18 protein-coding genes are annotated in these 21,758 nt (G+C 73.5%); 5 read left to right on the forward strand and 13 right to left on the reverse strand.

Annotated features, from left to right (window positions below):
- Positions 1-28: 28 nt before the first annotated feature.
- A complete protein-coding gene (locus ACFY0I_RS14225; RefSeq protein WP_388894338.1) occupies positions 29-1,747 on the reverse strand; it encodes a BCCT family transporter in 1,719 nt (572 codons plus the stop codon).
- Positions 1,748-1,890: 143 nt separating this feature from the next.
- Here ACFY0I_RS14225 and ACFY0I_RS14230 point away from each other — a divergent pair, with 143 nt between their 5' ends.
- Together ACFY0I_RS14230 and ACFY0I_RS14235 are read left to right on the forward strand one after the other, a co-directional pair.
- Positions 1,891-3,039: a glycerate kinase gene (locus tag ACFY0I_RS14230; RefSeq protein ID WP_388894341.1), complete on the forward strand. Its 1,149-nt coding sequence runs from the start codon at positions 1,891-1,893 to the stop codon at positions 3,037-3,039.
- A 220-nt stretch (positions 3,040-3,259) separates the two neighbouring features.
- Entirely contained in the window at positions 3,260-3,772 is a 513-nt protein-coding gene (locus ACFY0I_RS14235) for a GNAT family N-acetyltransferase (protein WP_388894344.1), read from the forward strand.
- On the opposite strand, the gene ACFY0I_RS14240 is transcribed toward ACFY0I_RS14235, so the two are convergent.
- Positions 3,733-4,380, reverse strand: coding sequence for a cysteine hydrolase family protein (locus ACFY0I_RS14240; protein ID WP_388894346.1), 648 nt, complete (start codon positions 4,378-4,380; stop codon positions 3,733-3,735). The two genes, ACFY0I_RS14235 and ACFY0I_RS14240, sit on opposite strands and share 40 nt — an antisense overlap.
- A gap of 113 nt (positions 4,381-4,493) precedes the next feature.
- Between ACFY0I_RS14240 and ACFY0I_RS14245 the strand changes: the two genes are divergently transcribed.
- The gene (locus ACFY0I_RS14245) at positions 4,494-5,480 is read left to right on the forward strand and encodes a GlxA family transcriptional regulator (RefSeq protein ID WP_388894349.1); all 987 of its coding nucleotides are present in this window, start codon (positions 4,494-4,496) and stop codon (positions 5,478-5,480) included.
- Positions 5,477-8,341 (forward strand): SpoIIE family protein phosphatase, encoded by a 2,865-nt coding sequence (locus ACFY0I_RS14250; protein ID WP_388894351.1) that lies wholly within the window; start codon positions 5,477-5,479, stop codon positions 8,339-8,341. The genes ACFY0I_RS14245 and ACFY0I_RS14250 overlap by 4 nt, the downstream gene beginning before the upstream one ends.
- A 37-nt stretch (positions 8,342-8,378) precedes the next feature.
- Here the strand turns inward: ACFY0I_RS14250 and ACFY0I_RS14255 are convergent, their stop codons facing one another.
- From ACFY0I_RS14255 to ACFY0I_RS14285, 7 genes are all read right to left on the reverse strand, one after another.
- Positions 8,379-10,436: a SpoIIE family protein phosphatase gene (locus ACFY0I_RS14255; protein WP_388894354.1), complete on the reverse strand. Its 2,058-nt coding sequence runs from the start codon at positions 10,434-10,436 to the stop codon at positions 8,379-8,381.
- Positions 10,437-10,615: 179 nt separating this feature from the next.
- Positions 10,616-11,107 carry a DUF3574 domain-containing protein gene (locus tag ACFY0I_RS14260; protein ID WP_388894358.1) on the reverse strand — a complete coding sequence of 164 codons (492 nt, stop codon included), beginning with the start codon at positions 11,105-11,107 and terminating at the stop codon, positions 10,616-10,618.
- A 66-nt stretch (positions 11,108-11,173) separates the two neighbouring features.
- A complete protein-coding gene (locus ACFY0I_RS14265; RefSeq protein ID WP_388894360.1) occupies positions 11,174-12,112 on the reverse strand; it encodes a DNA-binding protein in 939 nt (312 codons plus the stop codon).
- A complete protein-coding gene (locus tag ACFY0I_RS14270) occupies positions 12,109-13,317 on the reverse strand; it encodes an MAB_1171c family putative transporter (protein ID WP_388894363.1) in 1,209 nt (402 codons plus the stop codon). The genes ACFY0I_RS14265 and ACFY0I_RS14270 overlap by 4 nt, the downstream gene beginning before the upstream one ends.
- Positions 13,314-13,895: a toxin gene (locus tag ACFY0I_RS14275; protein ID WP_388894366.1), complete on the reverse strand. Its 582-nt coding sequence runs from the start codon at positions 13,893-13,895 to the stop codon at positions 13,314-13,316. Before ACFY0I_RS14275 ends, ACFY0I_RS14270 begins: the two co-directional genes overlap by 4 nt.
- A gap of 346 nt (positions 13,896-14,241) precedes the next feature.
- The gene (locus tag ACFY0I_RS14280) at positions 14,242-15,459 is read right to left on the reverse strand and encodes an aromatic amino acid transaminase (protein ID WP_388894369.1); all 1,218 of its coding nucleotides are present in this window, start codon (positions 15,457-15,459) and stop codon (positions 14,242-14,244) included.
- Positions 15,452-16,447 carry a DMT family transporter gene (locus tag ACFY0I_RS14285; RefSeq protein WP_388894372.1) on the reverse strand — a complete coding sequence of 332 codons (996 nt, stop codon included), beginning with the start codon at positions 16,445-16,447 and terminating at the stop codon, positions 15,452-15,454. The genes ACFY0I_RS14280 and ACFY0I_RS14285 overlap by 8 nt, the downstream gene beginning before the upstream one ends.
- A 146-nt stretch (positions 16,448-16,593) precedes the next feature.
- On the opposite strand from ACFY0I_RS14285, the gene ACFY0I_RS14290 reads away from it, so the two are divergent.
- Entirely contained in the window at positions 16,594-17,076 is a 483-nt protein-coding gene (locus tag ACFY0I_RS14290) for an Lrp/AsnC family transcriptional regulator (protein WP_388894375.1), read from the forward strand.
- Between the two features lie 4 nt (positions 17,077-17,080).
- Here the strand turns inward: ACFY0I_RS14290 and ACFY0I_RS14295 are convergent, their stop codons facing one another.
- From ACFY0I_RS14295 to speB, 4 genes are all read right to left on the reverse strand, one after another.
- Entirely contained in the window at positions 17,081-17,611 is a 531-nt protein-coding gene (locus ACFY0I_RS14295; protein ID WP_388894377.1) for an O-acetyl-ADP-ribose deacetylase, read from the reverse strand.
- On the reverse strand, positions 17,611-19,029 hold the full coding sequence (locus ACFY0I_RS14300) for a phytoene desaturase family protein (protein WP_388894380.1): 1,419 nt from the start codon (positions 19,027-19,029) through the stop codon (positions 17,611-17,613). The genes ACFY0I_RS14295 and ACFY0I_RS14300 overlap by 1 nt, the downstream gene beginning before the upstream one ends.
- Positions 19,030-19,127: 98 nt before the next feature.
- Positions 19,128-19,952 (reverse strand): inositol monophosphatase family protein, encoded by an 825-nt coding sequence (locus tag ACFY0I_RS14305; protein WP_388894383.1) that lies wholly within the window; start codon positions 19,950-19,952, stop codon positions 19,128-19,130.
- A 625-nt stretch (positions 19,953-20,577) separates the two neighbouring features.
- A complete protein-coding gene (gene speB, locus ACFY0I_RS14310; RefSeq protein ID WP_388894385.1) occupies positions 20,578-21,567 on the reverse strand; it encodes an agmatinase in 990 nt (329 codons plus the stop codon).
- Between the last annotated feature and the right edge of the window lie 191 nt (positions 21,568-21,758).

The raw sequence follows: 21,758 nt of genomic DNA on the forward strand, positions 1-21,758 counted from the left end.
CGGCCGTCCGCAGGGCAGCCCCGCACGCTCACCCCTGCGGGTCACCGCCGTCCTCGCGGTCCCGTCCCCGGGCCTCGGCGACGCGCCGCAGCCGGGGGTGGCGGGCCGTGCCCTGCTCGGTGATGGCGTCGCCGACCATGGCCTTGACGGCGTCCCGCAGGCCGTGCAGGGCGTGGTGGCGGGCGGGGCCGGCGCCGGGGTCCTCGCGCAGTTCCTTCACCAGGGCCCAGCACAGCAGCAGCATGACGATGACGAAGGGCAGGGCGACCAGGATGGTCGCCGTCTGCAGGGACTTCAGCCCGCCCGCGACGAGCAGCACCGCGGCCACGGCTGCCATCAGCACGCCCCAGGTGACGACGAGCCAGGTGGGCGGGTTCAGCGAGCCCCGGCTGGTGAGGGAGCCCATGACCAGGGAGGCCGAGTCCGCGCTGGTGACGAAGTACGTCATGACCAGGACCATCGCGACCCAGGAGGTGACGGTGCCCAGCGGCAGCGCGTCGAGCATGGCGAACAGCGAGGCCTCGGTGCCCTCCTTGATCTTGCTCGCGAGGTCGGCGGCGCCGGTGGACTGGAGGCGGATGGCGGTGCCGCCCATGACGCAGAACCAGACCACGGTGGCGCCGCTGGGGACGAGCAGGACACCGATGAGGAACTCGCGGATGGTGCGGCCGCGGGAGATCCGGGCGATGAAGGTGCCGACGAAGGGCGCCCAGGACAGCCACCACGCCCAGTAGAAGATGGTCCAGGCGCCGAGCCAGGCGCTGTCGGTGAAGGCCCCGGTGCGGCTGGCCATGGGCAGCAGCTCGTCCAGGTAGCCGCCGACGCCGGCGGGGATCACGTCCAGGATGTAGACGGTGGGGCCGAGCACGAAGACGAAGAGCATCAGGGTGGCGGCGAGCACGATGTTGATGGTGCTCAGCCACTTGACGCCCTTGTGCAGGCCGGAGAAGGCGGAGAGCACGAACGCGGCGGACAGCGAGCCGATGATGATCAGCTCGACCGTGGTGGAGTCCTCGACGCCGGTGGTGATGTTGAGGCCCTTGGACACCTGGAGGGCGCCGAGGCCCAGGCTGGTCGCGGTGCCGAAGACGGTGGCGAAGACCGCGAGCAGGTCGATGGCCTTGCCGGCCGCGCCGTTGGCCCGCTCCTCGCCCATCAGCGGGACGAAGGCGGAGCTGAGGCGGTTGCCGCGGCCCTTGCGGAAGGTCGCGTAGGCGAGGGCGAGCCCGGCGATTGCGTAGATGGCCCAGGGGGTGAGCGTCCAGTGGAAGAAGGAGTACTCCATGGCCGCGAGGGCGGCGGCGCCGGTGTCGGGGGCGGCGCCGGAGGCCGGGGGCGGGTTCAGGTAGTGGGTGAGCGGCTCGCCCACGCCGTAGAACATGAGGCCGATGCCCATGCCGGCGCTGAACATCATCGCGATCCACGCGAGGTTCGTGAACTCCGGTTCGGAGTCGTCGGCGCCGAGCCGGATCCGCCCGAAGCGGCTGATCGCGAGGGCGACGCACATGACGAGGAACACGTCGGCGGCGATCACGAACAGCCAGGCGAAGTTGTCGAGCACCCAGGTGAGGGCGTTTCCCGAGGCGGAGTCGAAGGACTCCTTCCCGAGGGCGGCCCAGGCGACGACGGCCAGCACGGCGATCACGCCCATGGTGACCACGCCGCGGTCGGGCACGCCGTCCACAGGGTCGCCGGACCCCCCACCTGGGGTATCCGGACGTGGCTGTTCCAGTGAATCCGTGCTCATGCGGCCACACTATGCAGGCGTATATCCGTATTTAGCCGCATGGCGCGCCGCGTGTGGCGTAGGCCACCCATGGGCATAGGAGGATCCTCCGGATAGGCTCATGGGGGCGCGACTGCACTGTTCGATAGCAAGGGATTAGCAAGGTGACGGACGGAGCAGTAACTGAGACCGCGCGCGTGCTCATCGCCGCGGACAAATTCAAGGGCTCGCTCACGGCCGTTCAGGTCGCGGAGCGGGTGACGGCCGGCCTTCGCAGGGCCGTACCGGACGTGGAGGTCGAGACCCTCCCCGTCGCGGACGGCGGCGACGGTACGGTCGCGGCCGCCGTGGCGGCCGGTTTCGAACGCCGGGAGGTACGGGTCACCGGACCCCTGGGCGACCAGGTCACGGCCGCTTTCGCGCTGCGCGACGGTACCGCCGTGGTCGAGATGGCGGAGGCCTCCGGCCTCCAGCTGCTGCCCGCCGGCACCTTCGCCGCACTGACGGCGACCACGTACGGTTCCGGCGAGCTGCTGAAGGCGGCCCTGGACGCGGGCGCCCGCTCGATCGTCTTCGGCGTGGGCGGCAGCGCCACCACCGACGGCGGTGCGGGCATGCTGGCGGCGCTGGGCGCGGTGTTCCTGGACGCGAACGGTGAACCGGTCGGTCCGGGCGGCGGCGCGCTGGCCGCTCTGGCCTCGGCCGACCTGTCCGGGATCGACCCCCGCTTCGCCGAGGTGGAGTTCGTCCTGGCGAGCGACGTGGACAACCCCCTGACGGGCCCGAAGGGCGCGCCCGCGGTCTACGGCCCGCAGAAGGGCGCCTCGCCCGAGGACGTGGCGACGCTCGACGCGGCGCTGGCGCACTTCGCGGCGGTGCTGGAGAAGTCGATCGGCTCCAAGGCCGCCGAGTGCGCGGTGCTGCCGGGCGCGGGCGGCGCCGGCGGCATCGGCTACGGGGCGCTGCTCCTCGGGGCGACGTTCCGTCCCGGGATCGAGCTGATGCTGGAGGTGCTGGGCTTCGCCCCGGCGCTGGAGCGGGCCACGCTGGTCATCACGGGTGAGGGTTCGCTCGACGAGCAGACCCTGCACGGCAAGGCTCCGGCGGGCGTCGCGGCCGCGGCGCGCGCGGCGGGCAAGCCGGTCGTGGCGGTCTGCGGTCGACTGCTGCTGGACCAGGAGGCGCTGGAGGCGGCGGGCATCCGCAAGGCCTACCCGCTGACCGACCTGGAGCCCGACCCGGCGAAGTCCATCCCGAACGCGGGCCCCCTGCTGGAGCGGGTCGCGGAGAACATCGCCGCCGACGTGCTCTGACGCACGACCCGGCCCCTACGGCCGAAGGCCCGGAACCCCGCGACAACGGGGGTCCGGGCCTTCGCCGTCCTCGCCGGGCGACGTCCGGCGTCTCGGCCGGGCGGATGTCCGGGCGATGTCCGGGTGCGCCGGCCCGGGGTCGACCGGGGCGCGGGTCGGTGTCCGGGCCCCGCCCGATATCCGGGTGCGCCGGCCCGGGGTCGGCTGGTACTCCGGTGCCATGGACACGTTGACGACGCCCCGGCTGGACCTCCTGCCCCTCGACCCGGACGGCGCCCGGCGGCTCCTGGCCGGCGCCGGCGGCGCGGCGGGCCGGCTCCGGGCTCCCGGCTATCCGGATGCCGGGGACCGGGCCGGGGCCGAGCGGTACCTGCGGGTGTGGGCCGAGAGCGGGGATCCCGCGCCGTTCGGGGCGTACGAGATCCTGCGCCGCGAGGACGGGACGCTGATCGGCGGCGCCGGTTTCCACGGCCCGGCCGACGGCGCGGGCCGCGTGACCGTCGGCTACGGCCTGGTCCCGGCGGCCCGTGGCCGGGGCTGGGCGAGCGAGGCGCTGCGCGCCCTGGTGGAGCACGCGCGGCGGCACGGCGCGGCCGGGGTGTTGGGCGACACCGACCCGGGGAACACGGCCTCCCGGCGGGTCATGGTCGCCGCCGGGCTGCTTCCCGTCGGCGAGGACGACCGGCTCGCCCGTTACGCGCTGACCTGGGCGCGGGCCGCCGCCAGCAGCTGAGCGGTGGTCACGACCCGGGCGAAGCCGCCGCCCTGGAGGTTCACGGCGGTGGCCGTGGCCAGTTCGTCGGCGGTCAGGGACAGCCCGTCGGGGCCGGCGAGGTCGAAGGTGTGGGTCGCGTCCAGCGGTACGAGGACCCGGTGGCCGAGGTTGCCCGCCATCCGGGCCGTGGTCTCGACGCACATGTTGGTCTGGATCCCGGCGACGACCACCTGGCGGATGCCCCGGGCGGTGAGCCACTGCGACAGGTCCGGGGTGCCGTAGAAGGCCGAGTTGACGGTCTTGGTGATCAGCAGGGCCTCGTGGCGCCGCTCCTCCACGAAGTCCTTGAAGGCGTACCCGGGCCGGTCCTCGGCCAGCACGGATCCGGGCTGCACCGACCTGTGTCGGACGAGGACCACCGGCCGCCCCGACTCCTGCCAGGCGTCCATCAGGGCGGCGATGTTGTCCTCGGCGGCGGGGTTGTTGCGCCGGCCCCAGAAGGAGGCGTCGTCGAAGGCCTTCTGGACGTCGATGACGATCAGGGCACTGTCGTCGGCGAGTCGCGGGGCGGCGGCCTCGGTGGTGGTCGGGGCCGGTCGGGGCGTGGTGTGCGCGGTGTCGGTCATGGCTCCATCGTGTCCCCGGCGGCGCAGCCGTCCCAGGGGTTGCCGGGACCCTGATCGATGGGATCCTGCCGGCATGGCAGGACGCCGCGTACGGGGTCTGGCACAGTTGCCCCATGGAGCGCGTAGCGATCGTCGCCCAACCCGGGATCCGGAGCTTCGACCTCGCCGTCATCACCGAGGTGTGGGGACCCGACCGCAGCCGGGCCGGGGTGCCCTCATTCGAACTGCGCCGGTGCGCGCAGGACGACGGCCCGATCGCGCTGCCCGGCGGGCTGACCCTGACGCCCGACCGCGGACTCGACTGGCTCAGCGCCGCCGACCTGGTGGTCGTGCCCGCCCTGGCCGAGCCCGACGATCCGACGCCCGAGCCGATCCTCGCCGCGTTGCGCGCGGCGCACGCCCGGGGCGTGCCGGTGGCCGCCCTGTGCGCCGGGGCCTTCGTACTGGCCGAGGCCGGGCTGCTGGAGGGCCGGCGGGCGGTGACCCACTGGTGGCTCGCCCCGCGGCTCGCGGCGCGCTACCCGGGGGTGCTGGTCGAGGACGCCCCGCTGTACGTGGAGGACGACGGGCTGTGGACCTCCGCCGGGGTGGCCTCGGGGATCGACCTGTGCCTGCACCTGGTGCGCGAGGCCCACGGGGCGGAGGCCGCGGCGACCATCGCCCGCTCGATGGTGACCGGCCCCTTCCGCACGGGCGACCACGCCCAGTACCTGGACCGGCCCGTACCGGCGGCGGACCGTATCACCGAAGCCCTCGCCGCCGTACGGGAGCAGGCCCTGCGCCGGCTGCACGAGCCGTTGGACGTGGCCACGCTCGCCCGCTGGGCCGGGATGTCGCCGCGTTCCTTCGCCCGGCACTTCACCGCGGCGACCGGCACGACCCCGCACCGGTGGCTGCTCGGCCGGCGGCTGGACGAGGCCCGCAAACTGCTGGAGCGCACCGACCACCCCGTGCCGGAAGTGGCGCGGCGGGCCGGGTTCGCCAGCGAGGTCACCTTCCGTCAGCACTTCGGCGCCCGGGTCGGCCTCAGCCCGCGCGCGTACCGTGCGGCGGCGGCCACCGCACCGGGGCGCGGCGACAGTGTTAGAAAGGGCTCATGACCGGACGTTCGGGTCGACACGGTGAAGCGCGGCCGGCAAGCCTGCTCGCGCGCCTCTCCCTGGCGCCGGGCACCGTCGCCGGTCAGGTCTTCGCGCTCCAGGCGGTGATCGTCGCGGTGTTGATCACCGCGGCCGCGCTGGCGCTGGTGTTCCAGGCCCGGTACGACAGCCGGCAGGACGCCCGCAACCGCTCGCTGGCCGCCGCCGAGGCCTTCGCCCACGCCCCCGGTCTGCCGGCCGCCCTGCGGGGGCCGGACCCTACGGCCGGCCTCCAAGCGCTGGCAGAGGGCGCCCGCAGGGGCTCGGGCGTGGACTTCGTCGCCGTCCTGAGCACCGACGGCGTCCGCTACACCGACTCCCGGCCCGAGCTGATCGGCAAGCGGGCCACCGGCGACCTGGCCCGCGCCGCGGCCGGGCGGTCGTTCACCGAACTGTTCCAGGGCAAGCCCAGTGACGCGGTCCGCGCGGTGGTGCCCGTCCGGGACGAGCGCGGCACCGTCGTCGGCCTGGTCTCCACCGGCATCGAGATCGAGAACGTCGCGGACGTGGTCGAGGGGCAGCTGCCGCTGCTGCTCGGCGCGGCCGCGGGCGCCCTGATCCTGGGCACCGGCGGCGCCGCCCTGGTCAGCAGGCGCCTGCGGCGCCAGACCCGGGGCCTGGGCGCCGCCGAGATGGCCCGGATGAACGAGCACCACGAGGCGGTGCTGCACGCCGTGCGCGAGGGCGTGCTGATCGTCGACACCGACCACCGGCTGGTCCTCGCCAACGACGAGGCCCGTCGGCTCCTGGACCTGCCGCCCGACGCCGAACAGCGGCACGTGGAGGAGCTGGGCCTGGACCCGCGCACCGCCGAGCTGCTGACCTCGGGCCGGGTCGTCACGGACGAGGTGCACCGGGCGGGCGACCGGCTCCTCGCGGTGAACGTGCGCCCCACCGAGACCTTCTCCGGGCGGCCCTCGGGCAGCGTCATGACCCTGCGCGACTCCACCGAACTCGCCGCGCTCGCCGGCCGCGCCGAGGTGGCCCGGGAGCGGCTCCAGATGCTCTACGACGCCGGGGTGCGGATCGGCACCACCCTGGACGTGGTGCGCACCGCCGAGGAGCTCTCCGAGGTGGCCGTGCCGCGCTTCGCGGACTTCGTCACCGTCGAGCTCCTGGAGCCGGTGCTGCGCGGCGAGGAGCCCTCACCGGCCACGGGCGTGCACACCGAGATGCGCCGGTCGGCGATGTCGGGGGTGCGCACCGACCAACCGCTCCAGCCCGTCGGCGACGTGATCCGGTTCGCCGTGCCCACGGCCCCGATGGCCGCCGCCCTGGACGCCGGGCACGCGGTGCTCGCGCCCGATCTGAACGCCGCGATGGGCTGGCGGGCCCAGGACGCCGCCGGTACCCGGGTGGCCCTCGACTACGGGCTGCACTCGCTGATCTCCGTACCGCTCCAGGCGAGGGGCGTGGTGCTGGGCATGGCGAACTTCTGGCGGGCCGCGGACACCCCGGAGGCCTTCGACGAGGAGGACCTGTCCTTCGCCGAGGAGTTGGGGGCGCGGGCGGCCGTGTCCATCGACAACGCCCGCCGCTTCACCCGCGAGCACGCCACGGCCGTGACCCTCCAGCGCAGTCTGCTGCCCAGGGTGCTGCCCGACGTGAGCGCGGTCGACGTCGCATTCCGCTACCTGCCCGCGAAGGCGGGCGTGGGCGGCGACTGGTTCGACGTGATCCCGCTGCCCGGGGCGCGGGTGGCGCTGGTGGTGGGCGACGTGGTGGGGCACGGGGTGCACGCGGCGGCGACCATGGGGCGGCTGCGTACGGCCGTGCACAACTTCTCCACCCTCGACATCCCGCCCGACGAACTGCTGGGTCACCTGGACGAGCTGATCGACCGGATCGACCAGCTGGAGCGCGGCGCCCCGGCGAAGGGCCCGGGGGCCGCGACGTCCGCCGGCGGCGACGCCGAGTCCGCGTCGACGGGTGGCCGCTCGGAGTCCGCCGCGGACGGCGACGGCCCGGAGACCGGGGAGGAGCCCGCCGGGATCACCGGCGCCACCTGCCTGTACGCGGTCTACGACCCGGCCTCCGGGGCCTGCACGATCGCCAGCGCCGGCCACCCCGGGCCGGCCCTGGTGCACGCCGACGGGCGGGTGGAGTTCCTCGAGCTGCCGACGGGGCTTCCCCTCGGGGTGGGCGGCATGCCGTTCGAGGCGACGTGCCTGCGGCTGCCCGAGGGGAGCCGGCTCGTGCTGTTCACCGACGGCCTCGTGGAGGACCGCGACCGGGACCTCGACTCCGGTCTCGCGCTGCTGCGCGAGACCCTGTCACGGCCGGGCCGCAGCCCCGACCAGGCCTGCGCGGACGTACTGGCCGCGCTGCTGTTCCCGTCGCCGAGCGACGACATCGCCCTGCTGATCGCCGACACCAGGCGGCTGGAGACCGACCGGATCGCGGAGTGGGAGGTGCCCGGCGATCCGTCGGCCGTCTCCCGGGTGCGGGGCGCGGGCGCCGCCCAGCTCACCGCGTGGGGGTTGGAGGAGATCTCCTTCACCGCGGAGCTCGTCCTCAGCGAGCTGATCACCAACGCCATCCGGTACGGATCGGCGCCCGTCCGGGTCCGTCTGCTGTACGACCGGAACCTGATCTGCGAGGTCTCCGACGGCAGCAGCACCTCCCCGCACCTGCGGTACGCGGCGACCACCGACGAGGGCGGCCGCGGCCTGTTCCTGGTGGCCCAGTACGCCGAGCGGTGGGGCACCCGCTACACGGACCGCGGGAAGGTCATCTGGGCGGAGCTGTCCCTGACCGGCGGTCCCGAGCCGATGGCGGGGCCCGCCCCGGACCTCGAAGCGCTGGAGGACCTCGCCTGGTGACGGTCGGGGCCGGGGGCCCGCAACGGGGGCCCCGCCCTCAGCAGGCCCTGGTGCGGGCCAGGAGGACCGCCACGTCGTCCTGGGGCGCGCTGGGCAGCAGCTGGGTCAGGATGCCCTCGCACAGCTCCTCCAGGGGCTGCGCGGCCTGCCGCAGCGCCCGGCCGAGGCGCTCCATGCCCTCGTCGAGGTCGCGGTCGCGGGCCTCGATGAGGCCGTCCGTGTACAGGACGAGCAGGCTGCCGGGCGGGAGCGGCACCTCCTCGGTGCGGAAGTCCTGCCAGCCGGTGCCGAGCGGGGTTCCGGCCGGCCCGTCGAGGAAGGTGACCGTCCCGTCCGCGGCGACCACGGCGGGCGGCGGGTGCCCGGCGCGGGCGATCACGCAGCCACCGGTCGCCGGGTCGTGGACGGCGTAGACGCAGGTGGCCATCTCGTCCTCGCCGAGGTCGGCCACGACCGCGTCGAGGGAGCGCAGCAGCCGGACGGGCGGTACGTCCTCGCGCGCGAGGGTCCGCACCGCCGTGCGGAGCTGGCCCATGACGGCGGCGGCGTGGATGCCGTGGCCCATCACGTCGCCGATGACGAGGCCGGTGCGGCCCCGGGGCAGCTGGATGACGTCGAACCAGTCGCCGCCGACGTCGTGGTCGCTGGCGGGCAGGTAGCGCCCGGTCAGTTCGAGGCCGGGGACCTCGGGCAGGGCGCTGTTGGTGAGGCTGCGTTGGAGGGTGCGGGCGGCCTGGCGCTGGGTCGTGTACATGCGGGCGTTGTCGATGTTGAGGGCGGCGCGCGCGACGAGCTCGTCGATCAGTACGCCGTCCTGCTCGTCGAACGGCTCGCGCTCGCGCACCCGGGTCACGGCCACGGCCCCGAGCACCGTGCCGCGGGCGACCAGCGGCACCATGCGCGCCGAGCCGAGGGTGGCGAGGTAGTCGCGCAGGTCCTGCGCGCGGGGGTCGGTGATCAGCGCGGGGATGTCGGAGGCGAACAGGGCCATGGGGACGCCCTCGGTGACGACCCGTTCGTAGACGGTCCCGGCCGGGACCTGGAAGGTCTGGCCGGGGGCGAGCTTCGCGGTCGGCGCCGTCGGGTCGGGGAAGGTCGCGGCGAGCCGGCGGAGCACCCCGCGGGTGGAGGCCGCGGACTCGTCCGGGTCGAGGACCGCCTCCAGGATCTGCACGTCGGCCGAGTCCGCGAGCTGCGGCACCAGCAGGTCGACGATCTCCCGGGCGGTCTGGCGCAGGTCGAGGGTGGTACCGATGCGGGTGCCGGCCTCGGCGAGCAGCGCGAACCGGGTACGGGCCCGCTCGGCCTCCAGCTGGGCCCGCTGGCCGTCGGTGATGTCGATGAGGGAGGCGATGAGACCGAGCCGGCGGCCGCTCCCGTCGAGCAGCGGGGCGTACGAGCAGGACCAGGTGCGGTCGTGCTCGGGATCGGCGGGGGTGCGCCCGGTGCGGCGGACGTCGACGACGGCGCTGCCGCACTCCAGCACCTGCCGCATGGTCGCCTCCAGCGCGGCGGCGTTGACGCCGGGCACGACCTCCGTGAGCCGTTTTCCGAGGTGGTCGGCGGCCGGAACGCCGTTCATCCGGGCCAGGGCGTCGTTGACGCGCAGGAAGCGCAGGTCGGGGCCGAGGGTGGCGAGGCCGATCGGGGACTGGGTGAACAGGCTCTGGAGGGCGGCGAGGGAGTCCCGCATGTGCAGGACCTCGGAGGTCTCGACGGCGATCAGGAGGGCGCCGGTACGGCCCTGCGGGTCGGCGGCGGGCACGATCCACATCTCCATCACCACGCGGTGCCCGTCGCGGTGGCGCACGGGCAGCGTGCCGACGACGGTCTCGCCCGCCTGGACGCGGCGGGTCAGGTCGTCGGCGAGCTCGCGGTTGGCCTCGGGGACGAGCACGGCGGAGCCGGGCTTGCCGAGGATGTCCTCGGGGCGGTGCCCGAGCAGGTCCTGGGCGGCCAGTGACCATTCCACGATGCGGCCGTCCGCGTCCTCCCGCCACAGGGCGATGGGCAGCAGCTCGCGGAGTACGCCGGCGTATCCGACCGCCGCCATCGGCTGATCGGGCACCTCGCTCGTCGACTGGTAAGTGTCCAATGCACCGACCTCACCCCGGGGGGCCTGTTTCCTTCCGATTCACCCTAACCGAGGGCTCGGGACCACGCGTCGGATCGCCCGTCCGTCGGATCGCCCGTCCGTCGCCTCACGCCCGCACGTCGTGCCGTCCGCCGTCCGTGGAGGGCCGCCCGCCCTGCCGCGGGCGGCCACCGGCCGCGTCAGAAGTCGGCCTGCGCCCGGACGTCGGCGCGGCCGACCGACTCCAGTTCCCACATCTTGCAGTAGAGGTGGCGGATGTACTCGATGTCGATGTTGCGGCGGTGCGCCTCGTTCACGGGGTAGAGGACGGTCAGCTCGAAGGAGCGCTCGGCGTTGATGTCGCCCTCCTTGTCCCGCCACTGGCCACGGCCCTCCTGGAGGGTCAGCCCGGACGGGAAGCGGGGCGTGACCACCTCGGACACGAACTTCATGAACTGCTCGTCGGTGATCGGGGGGTTGCCGTCGTGGCGGCCGGTGCCGAAGTACAGGTGCGTCGAGATGAAGGGACTGCCCACCTGGGAGGCGGCCTGCTGCTCCGCGGCGGCCGTGGTGGCACGTGTCTCGAACGCTACGTCGGCCACGGGTCTTCCCACGGCGAACAGGAGCGCGCCCACGGCGAAGAGGGCGGCTGCGGGCAGCGGTATCCGGATCTGGCGCATGTGTGTGGTCATCCCTGTCTGTCGTACGTGGAGGGGGTGGCGGTATGGGGGTGGGCCCGGGGTCCGGTCCGTGCTCGCTCAGGCGGGCAGGGACTCCAGGAGGTGCACCGCCGCGTCCTTCAGGCGGCCCGGCGCCCGCGCGGTCCGGCGCAGGTCCCGCGCCGTGCGGCGCAGCGTCCCGGTGGTGCGTACGGAGCCGATCCCGGCGGCGCGCGGTGCGAGCTCCGCGACGAGGGCCTCCGCCTCGTTCCAGGCCCCGGCGCGCACCAGAGCGGCGAGGAGTTCGGCGGTGAACAGGTGCCGGTAGGACGGGCCGGGGGCGGTGGCCGCGGCGTGCAGGAGCGGGATGGCCCGGTCCCAGTACCGCAGCCGGGCGAGGACCCAGCCGCGGTGGCCGAGGAGTTCGCTCTCGTCGATCCACCAGGCCCAGTGCGGGTCGCGGTACGAGACGCCGTCGAGGAAGCGGCTCCGGGCCCCGTCGAGCAGCGCGAGGGGTTCGCGGCGGTCGCCGAGCATGGCGACGGCGTGGGCCTGCCGGATCAGCACGAGGCTGTTCACCCGGGCGGGCAACGGCTTGGGGCCGCGGACCCGGTCGGCGCTCGCCAGGGCCGCCCGCGGCCGGCCGGTGTGGGCTTCGAGCATGCTGTGGTTGAGCAGCGTCAGCCGCGCCGTCCAGCGGTCGCCGCACAGCTCCGCCAGGGCCAGGGCCCGGGCGTTCATCCGCCGGGCGCGGGCGTAGAGGCCGGCGTCGAAGAGGATCCAGCCGATGACCTCGGCGAGCTCGGCGAGCGCGGCGAGCAGGTCGCCGTCCTCGGCGCGCGGGCTCGCGGGGGCGGCCGACAGCTGCGGGAACCGCCGCAAGGCCTCGCGGACGGCGGGCAGGGCGGCGGTGGCGCCCCGCTCGGTGTCCAGGGCGACGAGCCGCCGGATCGTGTGCAGGGCGGGGCCGAGCAGCGCGCCGGGCTCCCCTGCCGGGGCGGCGGCGCTCCCGGGGACGGGAAGCGACGGGGCGGTCATGACAGGAGGCCCGCCTCGATGGCCCCGTCGCGGCGTCGGCCGAGGGTGGTGAACGACGAGGCGACCTCCGTCAGCCACTCCACCTCCTGGCGGAAGTCGTCGTACGGCGGGCGGACGGGGATGTCGGCCTCGTCGGCCTGCTCGGCGCGCTGCTCCGCGGGGCGGCTGAGCACGGCGCGCACCTGGAGCGCCTCTCCGAGGGGCGAGGTGGGGTCCTCGGGGAGGTTCAGGGACCGGGCGACGCGGGCGAAGTCCGCCAGCGAGAGGGAGGTGCGGAGCATCAGCTGGCCGTCGCGTATCTCGATGACGCGCCGGTAGAGGCTGTAGTGGGGGTCGCGCGGCGGGATGAGGTCGCGGGGCAGGGAGCGGGGCGGGTCCAGGGCGATGTCCGGCGACGCCTCGTACAGGGCCCACCACAGCGGGCGCAGCCGCAGGTAGGAGCGGTAGCTGCGGATCCAGCCGCGGGCGCGGGTGACGCGGATGCCCCAGGAGGGGATGGTCCAGCCGATGATCTGGAGCAGGGCGCCGATGCTGCCGCTCGTCCACTGGATGGGATCGAGGGCCGCGCCGTCGAAGTCCAGGCGGGTGCCCGCGATCTGGATGCTGCGGGTCACGCAGTAGACGAGGATCATGCTCGCGCCGACGGTGACGGTGCGCATGCCGACGGCGAGCCACTGGCGGTTGGCCATCCTGGTGAAGCGCAGCGACAGCCGTACGGTCTCGAACTGTCCGATGGCGCAGATCAGCAGGTAGAACGACATGTACAGGGCGTACCGACCGTCCTGGATGCTGAGCAGGATCGTGGAGGTGGCCGTCTCCGACTTGGCGGCGGGGCCCACGATGAGCGAGGTGGGTACGAGGACGCACAGGGCGGCGGCGAAGAACAGCACGCGGTTGCGTGCCATCCGGCGGGCCTCGGCCGGCGGCGACGACCAGTAGACGAGGACGACCTGCTGGGCGGCGGTCAGGATGACGACCGCGACCTGGGTGATCAGCGAGGTGATGTTGGGCAGTCCGAAGAATCCGGAGATGTGCAGCCGCAGCAGGTCGAGGTCGACCAGGAAGCTGATCCCGGAGCAGAGGAAGTAGGTGCACAGCGCCCACAGGGCGATGTCGTTCTTCCTGCGCAGCAGGTCCGGAAGGCGGTACGCGAAGGCGGCGACGCCCACGACGGCGCAGATCCAGGCGAGGATCCCGTAGATCACACGCACCCCTGATCCGGCTTGCCGAGTCCGTTCTCGATGCGGGCGACGATCTCGGCCGCGTCCGCGGGGACGCCCCAGGCGGGTTCGGTCCACCGTTTCGCGGCGCGCGCCAGGATCAACGAGGCCATGGTCTCGGCTTCCTGCTCCTCGTCGTCGCTGTAGCGGGAGCGCATCAGCATGCCGCGCACGGCGGCGGGGTCGACGTCGGGAATCAGCCGGCCGGAATCACCGCCGGCGAGTTGCAGGGACCCGTTGTGGTCGAAGGCGATGTGCGCCAATTCGTGCGCGATGATGTGTTCTTTGTGTGAGGACGACGCGGCTTTTTCGTACACGATGACGTCGAAGTCATCCATTTTCAGCCAGATACCGAACAGGTGGCGTTCGGGAAACGGCGTGGATATCAAATGGATGGGCCGGTTGCGCTGTTCGGTCAGATGGCGGTGGAGTTCGTCGATGCCGCACCCGTGCTCCATGCCCCACTGCGCGAGGAGCCCCTCGCAGGTGTGGCGCACCTTCTTCAGGCGGCGCCGGAGCCTTCTGTCCTCGGACGTCGATGACGCAGAGCCAGGTAACTTCATCCTCAGTCCTCCGCCGAACCCCTGCGCGGCCGTACTCGTCCGGTCACGCCGCCGCCCTCGTACCGGCCGGCACGGAAGGGGACCGAACCCCCTCCGTCTCGGCACCACGGTGTCCGAAGGGTTTCGATTCCGGGGCGACGACGCGGCCATGATGCCACACGCCCGACGCCCTTATCCGTGCGACGAGTTCCATCCGGCCGCGGCCCGATCGTTTCCGCCATTGAGTCGGCGGAATTTCAGCCAGGACTTTCACGGAACTTCTACGAATTCACCGACATGTACGGTGAAAGCCGGTCCGGGCGCGGGCGTGCCCGTGGAGGTGGGCACACCCGCGGGGGCGCGTACCTCAGTGCACGAGGCGGGCCTGGCGCGGGAGTTCGGCCGGGTCCAGGACGGACGCGATGCCCCGGGCGAGGCAGGGGATGCGGTGGGGCGGGATCCCGGCGATGTTGATGCGGCCCGAGGTGGTGCCGTAGATGGCGAACTGCCTGCGCAGCAACAGCATCTGCGCGGAGGTCAGCGGGAGCATGGAGAACATGCCCTTCTGCCGCGAGAGCGCGCGGGCCTGGACCGCGCAACCCAACGCGTCCAGCTGCTGGGTGAGTTCGCCGCGGTTGGCGGCGATCCGGCCCCGCATGAGCTCCAGTTCGGCCTCCCAGGAACGGCGCAGCCGCTCGTCCTCCAGGATGGTCGTCACGACGGCGGCGCCGTGCTCGGGCGGCATCGAGTACAGGGTCCGGGCGGCGTTCTGCAGGGCCGTCTCGGCGTGGCGCACGGACGGGGCCGAGGCGCCGATGACGATGGCGCAGCCCGTACGGTCGCTGTAGAGGCCGAAGTTCTTCGAGCAGCTGACGGCCACCAGCATCTCCGGCACCCGGGCGGCGAGCATCCGGGTGGGGGCCAGGTCGGCCTCCAGCCCGTCGCCGAGTCCGTGGTAGGCGAGGTCGACGAAGGGGACCCAGCCGTTGCGGGCGGCCAGCTCGGCCAGGGCCGCCCAGTCCCGCGGGGCGGGGTCGGCGCCGGTCGGGTTGTGGCAGCAGCCCTGGAGCAGCACGACGTCGTCGCGGCGCGCCGCGCCGAGGTCGCGCAGGACCGAGTCGGCGTCGAAGCCGCCCTCGGCGTCGCGCCAGCCGTAGGTGCGCACGGTCAGGCCGGCGGCCTCCAGGATGGGCCGGTGGTTGACGTAGGCCGGGTCGCTGATCCACACCGTGGTGCCGGGGCGGGTCCGACAGATCAGGTCGGCCAGCAGCCGCAGCGCGCCGGAGCCGGCGACGGTCTGGACGGCCGCGGCCCGCTCGGCCGGACCGTCGGGGCCGAGGACCATCGAGAGCAGGGCCCGGTTGAAGCCGGCGTTGCCGGAGAGCCCGCGGTACTCCTTGGACTCGGACCGCTCGGCGAGCAGGATCTCCGCCTCGCGGACGGCCGCCATGACCGGTGTGCGTCCGGTCGGGTCGCGGTAGACCCCGAGGACGAGGTTCAGCCGCTCGGGGCGTTCGTCGGTGCCGAACTCGTACGTCAGGTCCCACAGCGGGTCGGTGGGCGGCGGGGGGAGGAGCTCAAGCATCTGCGGGAACCTCGGGTCGCGGGCGGGCGTGCGGGCGGGGGCGGCGGTTGGCGAGGACGACGCCGATGGTGATGAGGGGGACGCCGACGAGTACGGCGAGGGCCGGCTTCTCGCCGAGCAGCGGCACGGCGAGCAGTACGACGGCGACGGGGCTCAGGCTCCCGACGACGGATGCCCGTTCGGCGCCGAGCCGGCGGATGGCGAAGGCGTACAGGAGGCCGGCGCACAGTCCCACGCCGAGTCCCTGCACCACGAGGAACAGCAGGATGTCGCCGCCCTCGGCGTGCGCGATGCCGGTCGGGAGCACCCCGGTCAGCACCAGGAGGGCGATGACGGCGAAGGAGGGCAGGCAGAGCAGGCCGATCGAGCCGACGGGATCGAGGTCCACGTCACGCAGGCCGACCGTGTAGAGCGCCCACAGTCCGCTGGCGACCAGCAGGGTGCCCGCGCCGGCCAGCACGTCGGTGTCGACGGGGACGACGTACCGCCAGACGAGGGCGACCACCCCGGCGGCGATCAGGGCCAGGCCGGCGCTCTGCGCGCCGCGGGGCAGACCGCGGCCGCGGGCGGCCATCAGGGCGGAGACGAACAGCGGGACCATGCCCGGGACGATGGAGCCGACGAAGGCGGCCGAGGTGAGGGCGCCGCCGTGCATGGCGGCGAGGAAGAACGGCACCCCCGCACCGCAGACGATCTTGACGGCGGGGCCGGGTCGGACCGCGGCGATGCGCGCCCGGCGCCGCCACAGCGCCGGCAGCAGGACGACCAGCGGGACGCCGAAGCGCAGCAGGGCGGCGTCGGCGGGCAGCAGGGTGGAGGCGCTCAGGGCGCGGGCGCTTAGCGCGAAGGCGGCCCAGATCGCCACGGTCACCAGCAGCGCCGCCATGCCCCGGGCCTGGGGGGAGAGCCCGCGGCGGCCGGGATGTCCGGCCCGCGGGCCCACCGCGTCGAGAGGAGCGGCCGGCCCGGTGGTTGTGGTCGCGACCAAGGAAGTTGCTCCAGCCTGTGAGAGCGGACCGGTCTGGTCCGTTCCCCCGCAACGCTAGGGCCTGGGCCGGGGCAGCCGATTGCCAGTTCTGTCGCTCGGACATACGTTTGGGGCAGGATCTGCCAAGAACTGCCCCGGGAGGGCCCATGGACGCCGTCGATCTGCAGATCATCCGGGAATTGCAGGCCGACGGACGACTGTCGAACCAGGACCTGGCAGACCGGGTCCGGCTGTCCCCGTCGCCGTGTCTGCGCCGGGTCCGCCGGCTGGAGGAGGCGGGTCTGATCCGCGGCTACACGGCCATGGTCGACCAGGTCGCCTTCGGGCTCCCCGTCACCGTCTTCGTCCGCATTCGCCTGGAGCGGCACACGGCGGAGGCGGTCGCCGTGTTCGAGGAGCACGTGGCGGTCATCGAGCACATCCAGGACTGCTACCTGATGGCCGGCAGCAGCGACTACCTGTTGCGCGTCGTCATCGAGGACCTGGAGGCGTACGAGGCGCTGGTCCGCCACCGGATCCACGCCATTCCCGGCATCGCCTCGATCGAGTCGAGCTTCGCCTACGGCAGCGTCAAGCAGACCCGGACCTACCCGCGCCCCTCCCCCGGCGGATCCGCGCGGGCGCGGTGACGGCCTACGCCGGGTCGCCCGCCGGTCCCGCGACGGCCGCTTCGAAGACGGCGTGGGCGGCCGCGTCGAAGAGCACGAACCGGACCTCCTCGACCTCGGTGCGGGCCGCCCGCACCGTCTCGACCGCGATGCGGGCGCCGTCGTCCATGGGCCAGCCGTAGATCCCGGTGGAGATGGCGGGGAAGGCGACCGTACGGGCCCCCAGTTCATCGGCGACGCGCAGGGACTCGCGGTAGCAGGAGGCGAGGAGCGCGGAGCGGTCCTCGTCGCGCGACCACACCGGTCCGACCGTGTGGATGACGTGCTCGGCGGGCAGGCGCCCGGCCGTGGTGGCCACCGCCCGGCCCGTCGGCAGGCCCTTGCCGTAGTGCGAGCGCCGCAGGTCCTCGCAGGCGGCCAGGATCTCCGGACCGCCGCGCCGGTGGATGGCGCCGTCCACTCCCCCGCCGCCGAGCAGGGAGGAGTTCGCGGCGTTGACGATCGCGTCCGCCGCTTCGGTGGTGATGTCTCCGAGGACGAGGGCGATGCGGACCATCAGGAGCCCTTTCGCAGGTGGCGCCAGACCGCCTTGGCGGCGTTGTGGCCGGACATGCCGTGGACGCCCGGGCCCGGCGGGGTGGCCGAGGAGCACAGGAACACCGCGGGGTGGGCGGTGGTGTACGGGGACAGGGTGAGCTTCGGACGCAGCAGGAGCTGGAGGCCGGAGGCCGCCCCGCAGGCGATGTCCCCGCCGACGTAGTTGGGGTTGCGGGCCGCGAGCTGCGCCGGGCCCGCCGTCGCGCGGGCCAGTACGAGGTCGCGGAAGCCCGGGGCGAAGCGCTCCAACTGCCGCTCGATGGGCTCGGTGAGGTCACCGTCCCAGCCCGACGGGACGTGTCCGTACACCCAGAACACGTGCTTGCCCTCGGGCGCCCGGCCGGGATCGACGAGAGTGGGTTGGGCGGCGATGAGGAAGGGGTTGCGCGGGGCACGGCCGCCCGATGCCAGTTGCAGGGCGGCGTCGATGTCGCGGGTGTGGGGCCCGATCTGGACAGTGCCGGCGCGGCGGGGTTCCTCGGCGGTCCAGGGCACCGGCCCATCCAGGGCGTAGTCGATCTTGAAGGCGGCGGCCCCGTACCGGTAGCCCTGGTAGGCGCTGCCCAGCCGGGCGATGCGGGCCAAGGCGGTCGGGGAGGTGTCGAACACGTACGCGCGGGCCGGCGGGAGGTCGTCGAGCCGCTTGACCTCGAAGCCGGTGTGCAGGGTGCCGCCGAGGTCGCGCAGGTACGCGGCGAGGGCGTCGGAGAGGGACTGCGAGCCGCCGCGCGGCAGGGGCCAGCCGCCCGCGTGCGCGGCGAGGGCGAAGACCAGGCCGACGGCGCCGGTCCCGATGCCGTTCAGCGGAGCCATGACGTGCGCCACGAGCCCGGCGAACAGGGCGCGCGCCCGGTCGTCACGGAAGCGGCGCAGCAACCAGGTGGAGGGTGGCAGCCCGGTGAGCCCGAACCGGGCGAGGGTGATCGGGTCCCGGGGCAGCGCGGTGTTCGGCAGCGACATGAAGTCCCGGGCGAGGGTGTCCCACTTGCCGAGGAACGGCTCGACCAGGCGCCGGTACGCGCCCGCGTCGCGCGGCCCGAAGGAGGCGGCGGTCTCGGCGACGGACCGGGACAGCACGGCGGCCGTGCCGTCGTCGAAGGGGTGCGCCATCGGGAGCGGGGGGTGCAGCCACTCCAGCCCGTACCGCTTGAGCGGCATGGTCTTGAACACCGGCGATCCGACGCCCAGGGGGTGGACCGCCGCGCAGGGGTCGTGCCGGAAACCGGGGAGGGTGAGCTCCTCGGTCCGGGCGCCACCGCCGATGGTCCCGGCGGCCTCGAACACGGCCACGGAGTGGCCCCGGCGGGCCAGTTCGACGGCGGCCGTCAGCCCGTTGGGCCCCGCCCCCACCACGACCGCATCGAGAATCGGCGGCACTTGCGACTCCTTCGTCCGGTGGGCATTGACCCCACCCTATTGCGCCGCCCGCGCCGATCGGGCCGCCCGGGCCCGTCCGGCGGGCTGCCCCCGTCCCGCTACGCGCCGCGCAGCAGGTCGCGGACGCGGACGGTCGTGGCCTCGTCACGGCCGACGGCGAACGGGAGGGCGTTGTCGCGGTCCACCCGGAAGGGCACCCCGTCGACCGTGCTCTGGGTGCCGCCCGCCTCGGCGACCAGCAGGAGGCCGGCGGCGTGGTCCCAGGCGGAGGGCCAGTTGAAGGCCAGGGCGTCCATCTCCCCGCGGGCCACCTTCAGGTACTCCAGACCCGCCGAACCGCACGGGCGGACGGTGACGCCGGGCACCTCCAGCCGGGCGAGGATCCGCCGCTCCTCCTCCGTCGTGTACAGCGGGTGGGCCGTGGCCACGCGCAGTTCGGCGCCGGGCTCGGGCGAACCGCTGTGGATCCGCTCGCCGTTGACGTACGCGCCCTGCCCCCGCACGGCGGTCGCCAGCTCGTCCAGGGCGGGGGCGAAGGTCCAGGAGGCGAGGATCTCGCCGCGCAGCGCCAGCGCCACCAGGGTGCAGAAGCCGGGGTCGCCGTGGACGAACTGCCGGGTCCCGTCGACCGGGTCGACGATCCATACGGGCGCTTCGGCGCGCAGCGCCCGGTAGGTGTCCGGGTCGGCGTGCACGGCTTCCTCGCCGACGACGGCGGAGCCGGGGAGCAGTCTGGTCAACGAGGCCGTGAGGTGTTCCTCGGCCAGCCGGTCGGCGACGGTGACCAGGTCGTGGGGACCGCTCTTCTGGTCCACCTCGTGGTCGGCGAGCTGCCGGAACCTGGGCATGATCTCGACGGCCGCCGCCTTGCGCACGGCCTCTTCCACGGCGGACAGGTCACGGGCCAGAAATTCATCGATCATGCGTCCAGCAAAGCACGCCCGACCGACAAACCCCACCCCCGCACACATCGGGGCGACGCACACCGCACGACGCGCGGGTGAACGGGCCGGACGGCCGTCGATGGCCCTCGGCAATGCCCTGTTGCGATTCCGTGCTCCGCCCCCGCGCCCGTGGGGCCGGGGCCTCGGCCGGCTCACCGGCGACCCCTTGACACTGTCAGTAAACTTTCCTAACTTAGGCCCCCGACGCCGTTCCTTGTGTCCCGACATTGCTCGGGCACCGGCCCCGTTCGCGTGCGGACCCGTGAACTCAATGAACGCAATGATGACGGGGACGCGCGTGTCCGGTAATTCTAAGCGGAACCGCGCCCCTTGACGCATTTCTCCGATCACGCTCGAGAGAAGGCGCCGTCGGTTTATTGGCCTTTTATTTACGCGGGCAGCACGGATCATCGGAAATGCTGGCGATGTCATCCCGGGGCGCACCCCGAAAGGGAACGGTGCGGCGAAGTCGGCACGGACCCGTGCCTGTCGGCAAGTATGGCCGAGCCCGGCGTACTTGCGACGTTCCGAGGGTTTCAGTCAGGTAAATTCGCGCGTGCGGGAGGGGCCGGCGCCCCGTGCGCGCCGGCCCCTCCCGAGTCGGTTACTTCGCCATCCCCCAGCGGACCGGGGCGATCTGCTTGGACATGATGGTGATCAGCTCGTACGCGGCGTGCGACGCGGCGACCGAGGTGATGCCGGCGTGGTCGTAGGCCGGCGCGACCTCCACGATGTCGGCGGAGACCAGCTGACAGTCGGCGAGGCCGCGCAGGATCTCCAGCAGTTCGCGGGAGGTCATGCCGCCGGCCTCCGGGGTGCCGGTGCCCGGGGCGTGCGCGGGGTCCAGGACGTCGATGTCGATGGAGATGTACAGGGGCCGGTCGCCGACCCGTTCGCGCAGTTGCTGGGCTATCTCATCGACCCCGCGCCGCATCACGTCCGCCGAGGTGACGATGCCGAAGCCGAGCTTGGCGTCGTCGTCGAGGTCCTTCTTGCCGTAGATCGGGCCGCGCGTCCCGACGTGGCAGAGGGCGGAGGTGTCGATGACGCCCTCCTCCACGGCCCGGCGGAAGGGCATTCCGTGGGTGTACTGCTGGCCGAAGTACTCGTCCCAGGTGTCGAGGTGCGCGTCGAAGTGCAGGACCGCGACCGGTCCGTGCTTCTTGGCCACGGACCGCAGCAGCGGCAGGGCGATCGTGTGGTCGCCCCCCAGCGTCATCAACCGGGCTCCACCGGAGAGGAGTTCGTCGGCGGCGGCCTCGATGGTCTCCACCGCCTCGTTCGCGTCGAACGGATTGGCGCTGATGTCACCCGCGTCCGCGACCTGGCTGTAGTGGAAGGGGTAGACGTCCTGCGCCGGATTGTAGGGGCGCAGGGTGCGGGAGGCCTCACGGATGGCGTTGCCGCCGAAGCGGGCTCCGGGCCGGTAGGTGACGCCGCCGTCGAAGGGGACGCCCACCACGGCGATGTCCGCCTTCTCCACCTGGTCGATGCGGGGAATGCGGCCGAACGTGGCCTGACCGGCGAAGTGCAGCGTCCGGTCGGTCTCGGTCGGTGCGAGCGGCGGGGTCGGTCCGTTGGGCTGGGCGGTCATGGTGCGGTCGGTGCCTTTCCGGGTACGGCGGCCCGGTGCCCCGTTGGTGGGACCGGGCGCGGAGGAGGACGCCGGGCGGCTCCCGGGCGTGCGGTGGTTTACTGCGGCGGGTTGCCGTGCTTGCGCGACGGCAGGTCGGCGTGCTTGGTGCGGAGCATCGCGAGGGCGCTCGCGAGGACCTCGCGGGTCTC

The organism is Streptomyces sp. NPDC001568 (genome assembly GCF_042893755.1).
Taxonomy (GTDB): domain Bacteria; phylum Actinomycetota; class Actinomycetes; order Streptomycetales; family Streptomycetaceae; genus Streptomyces.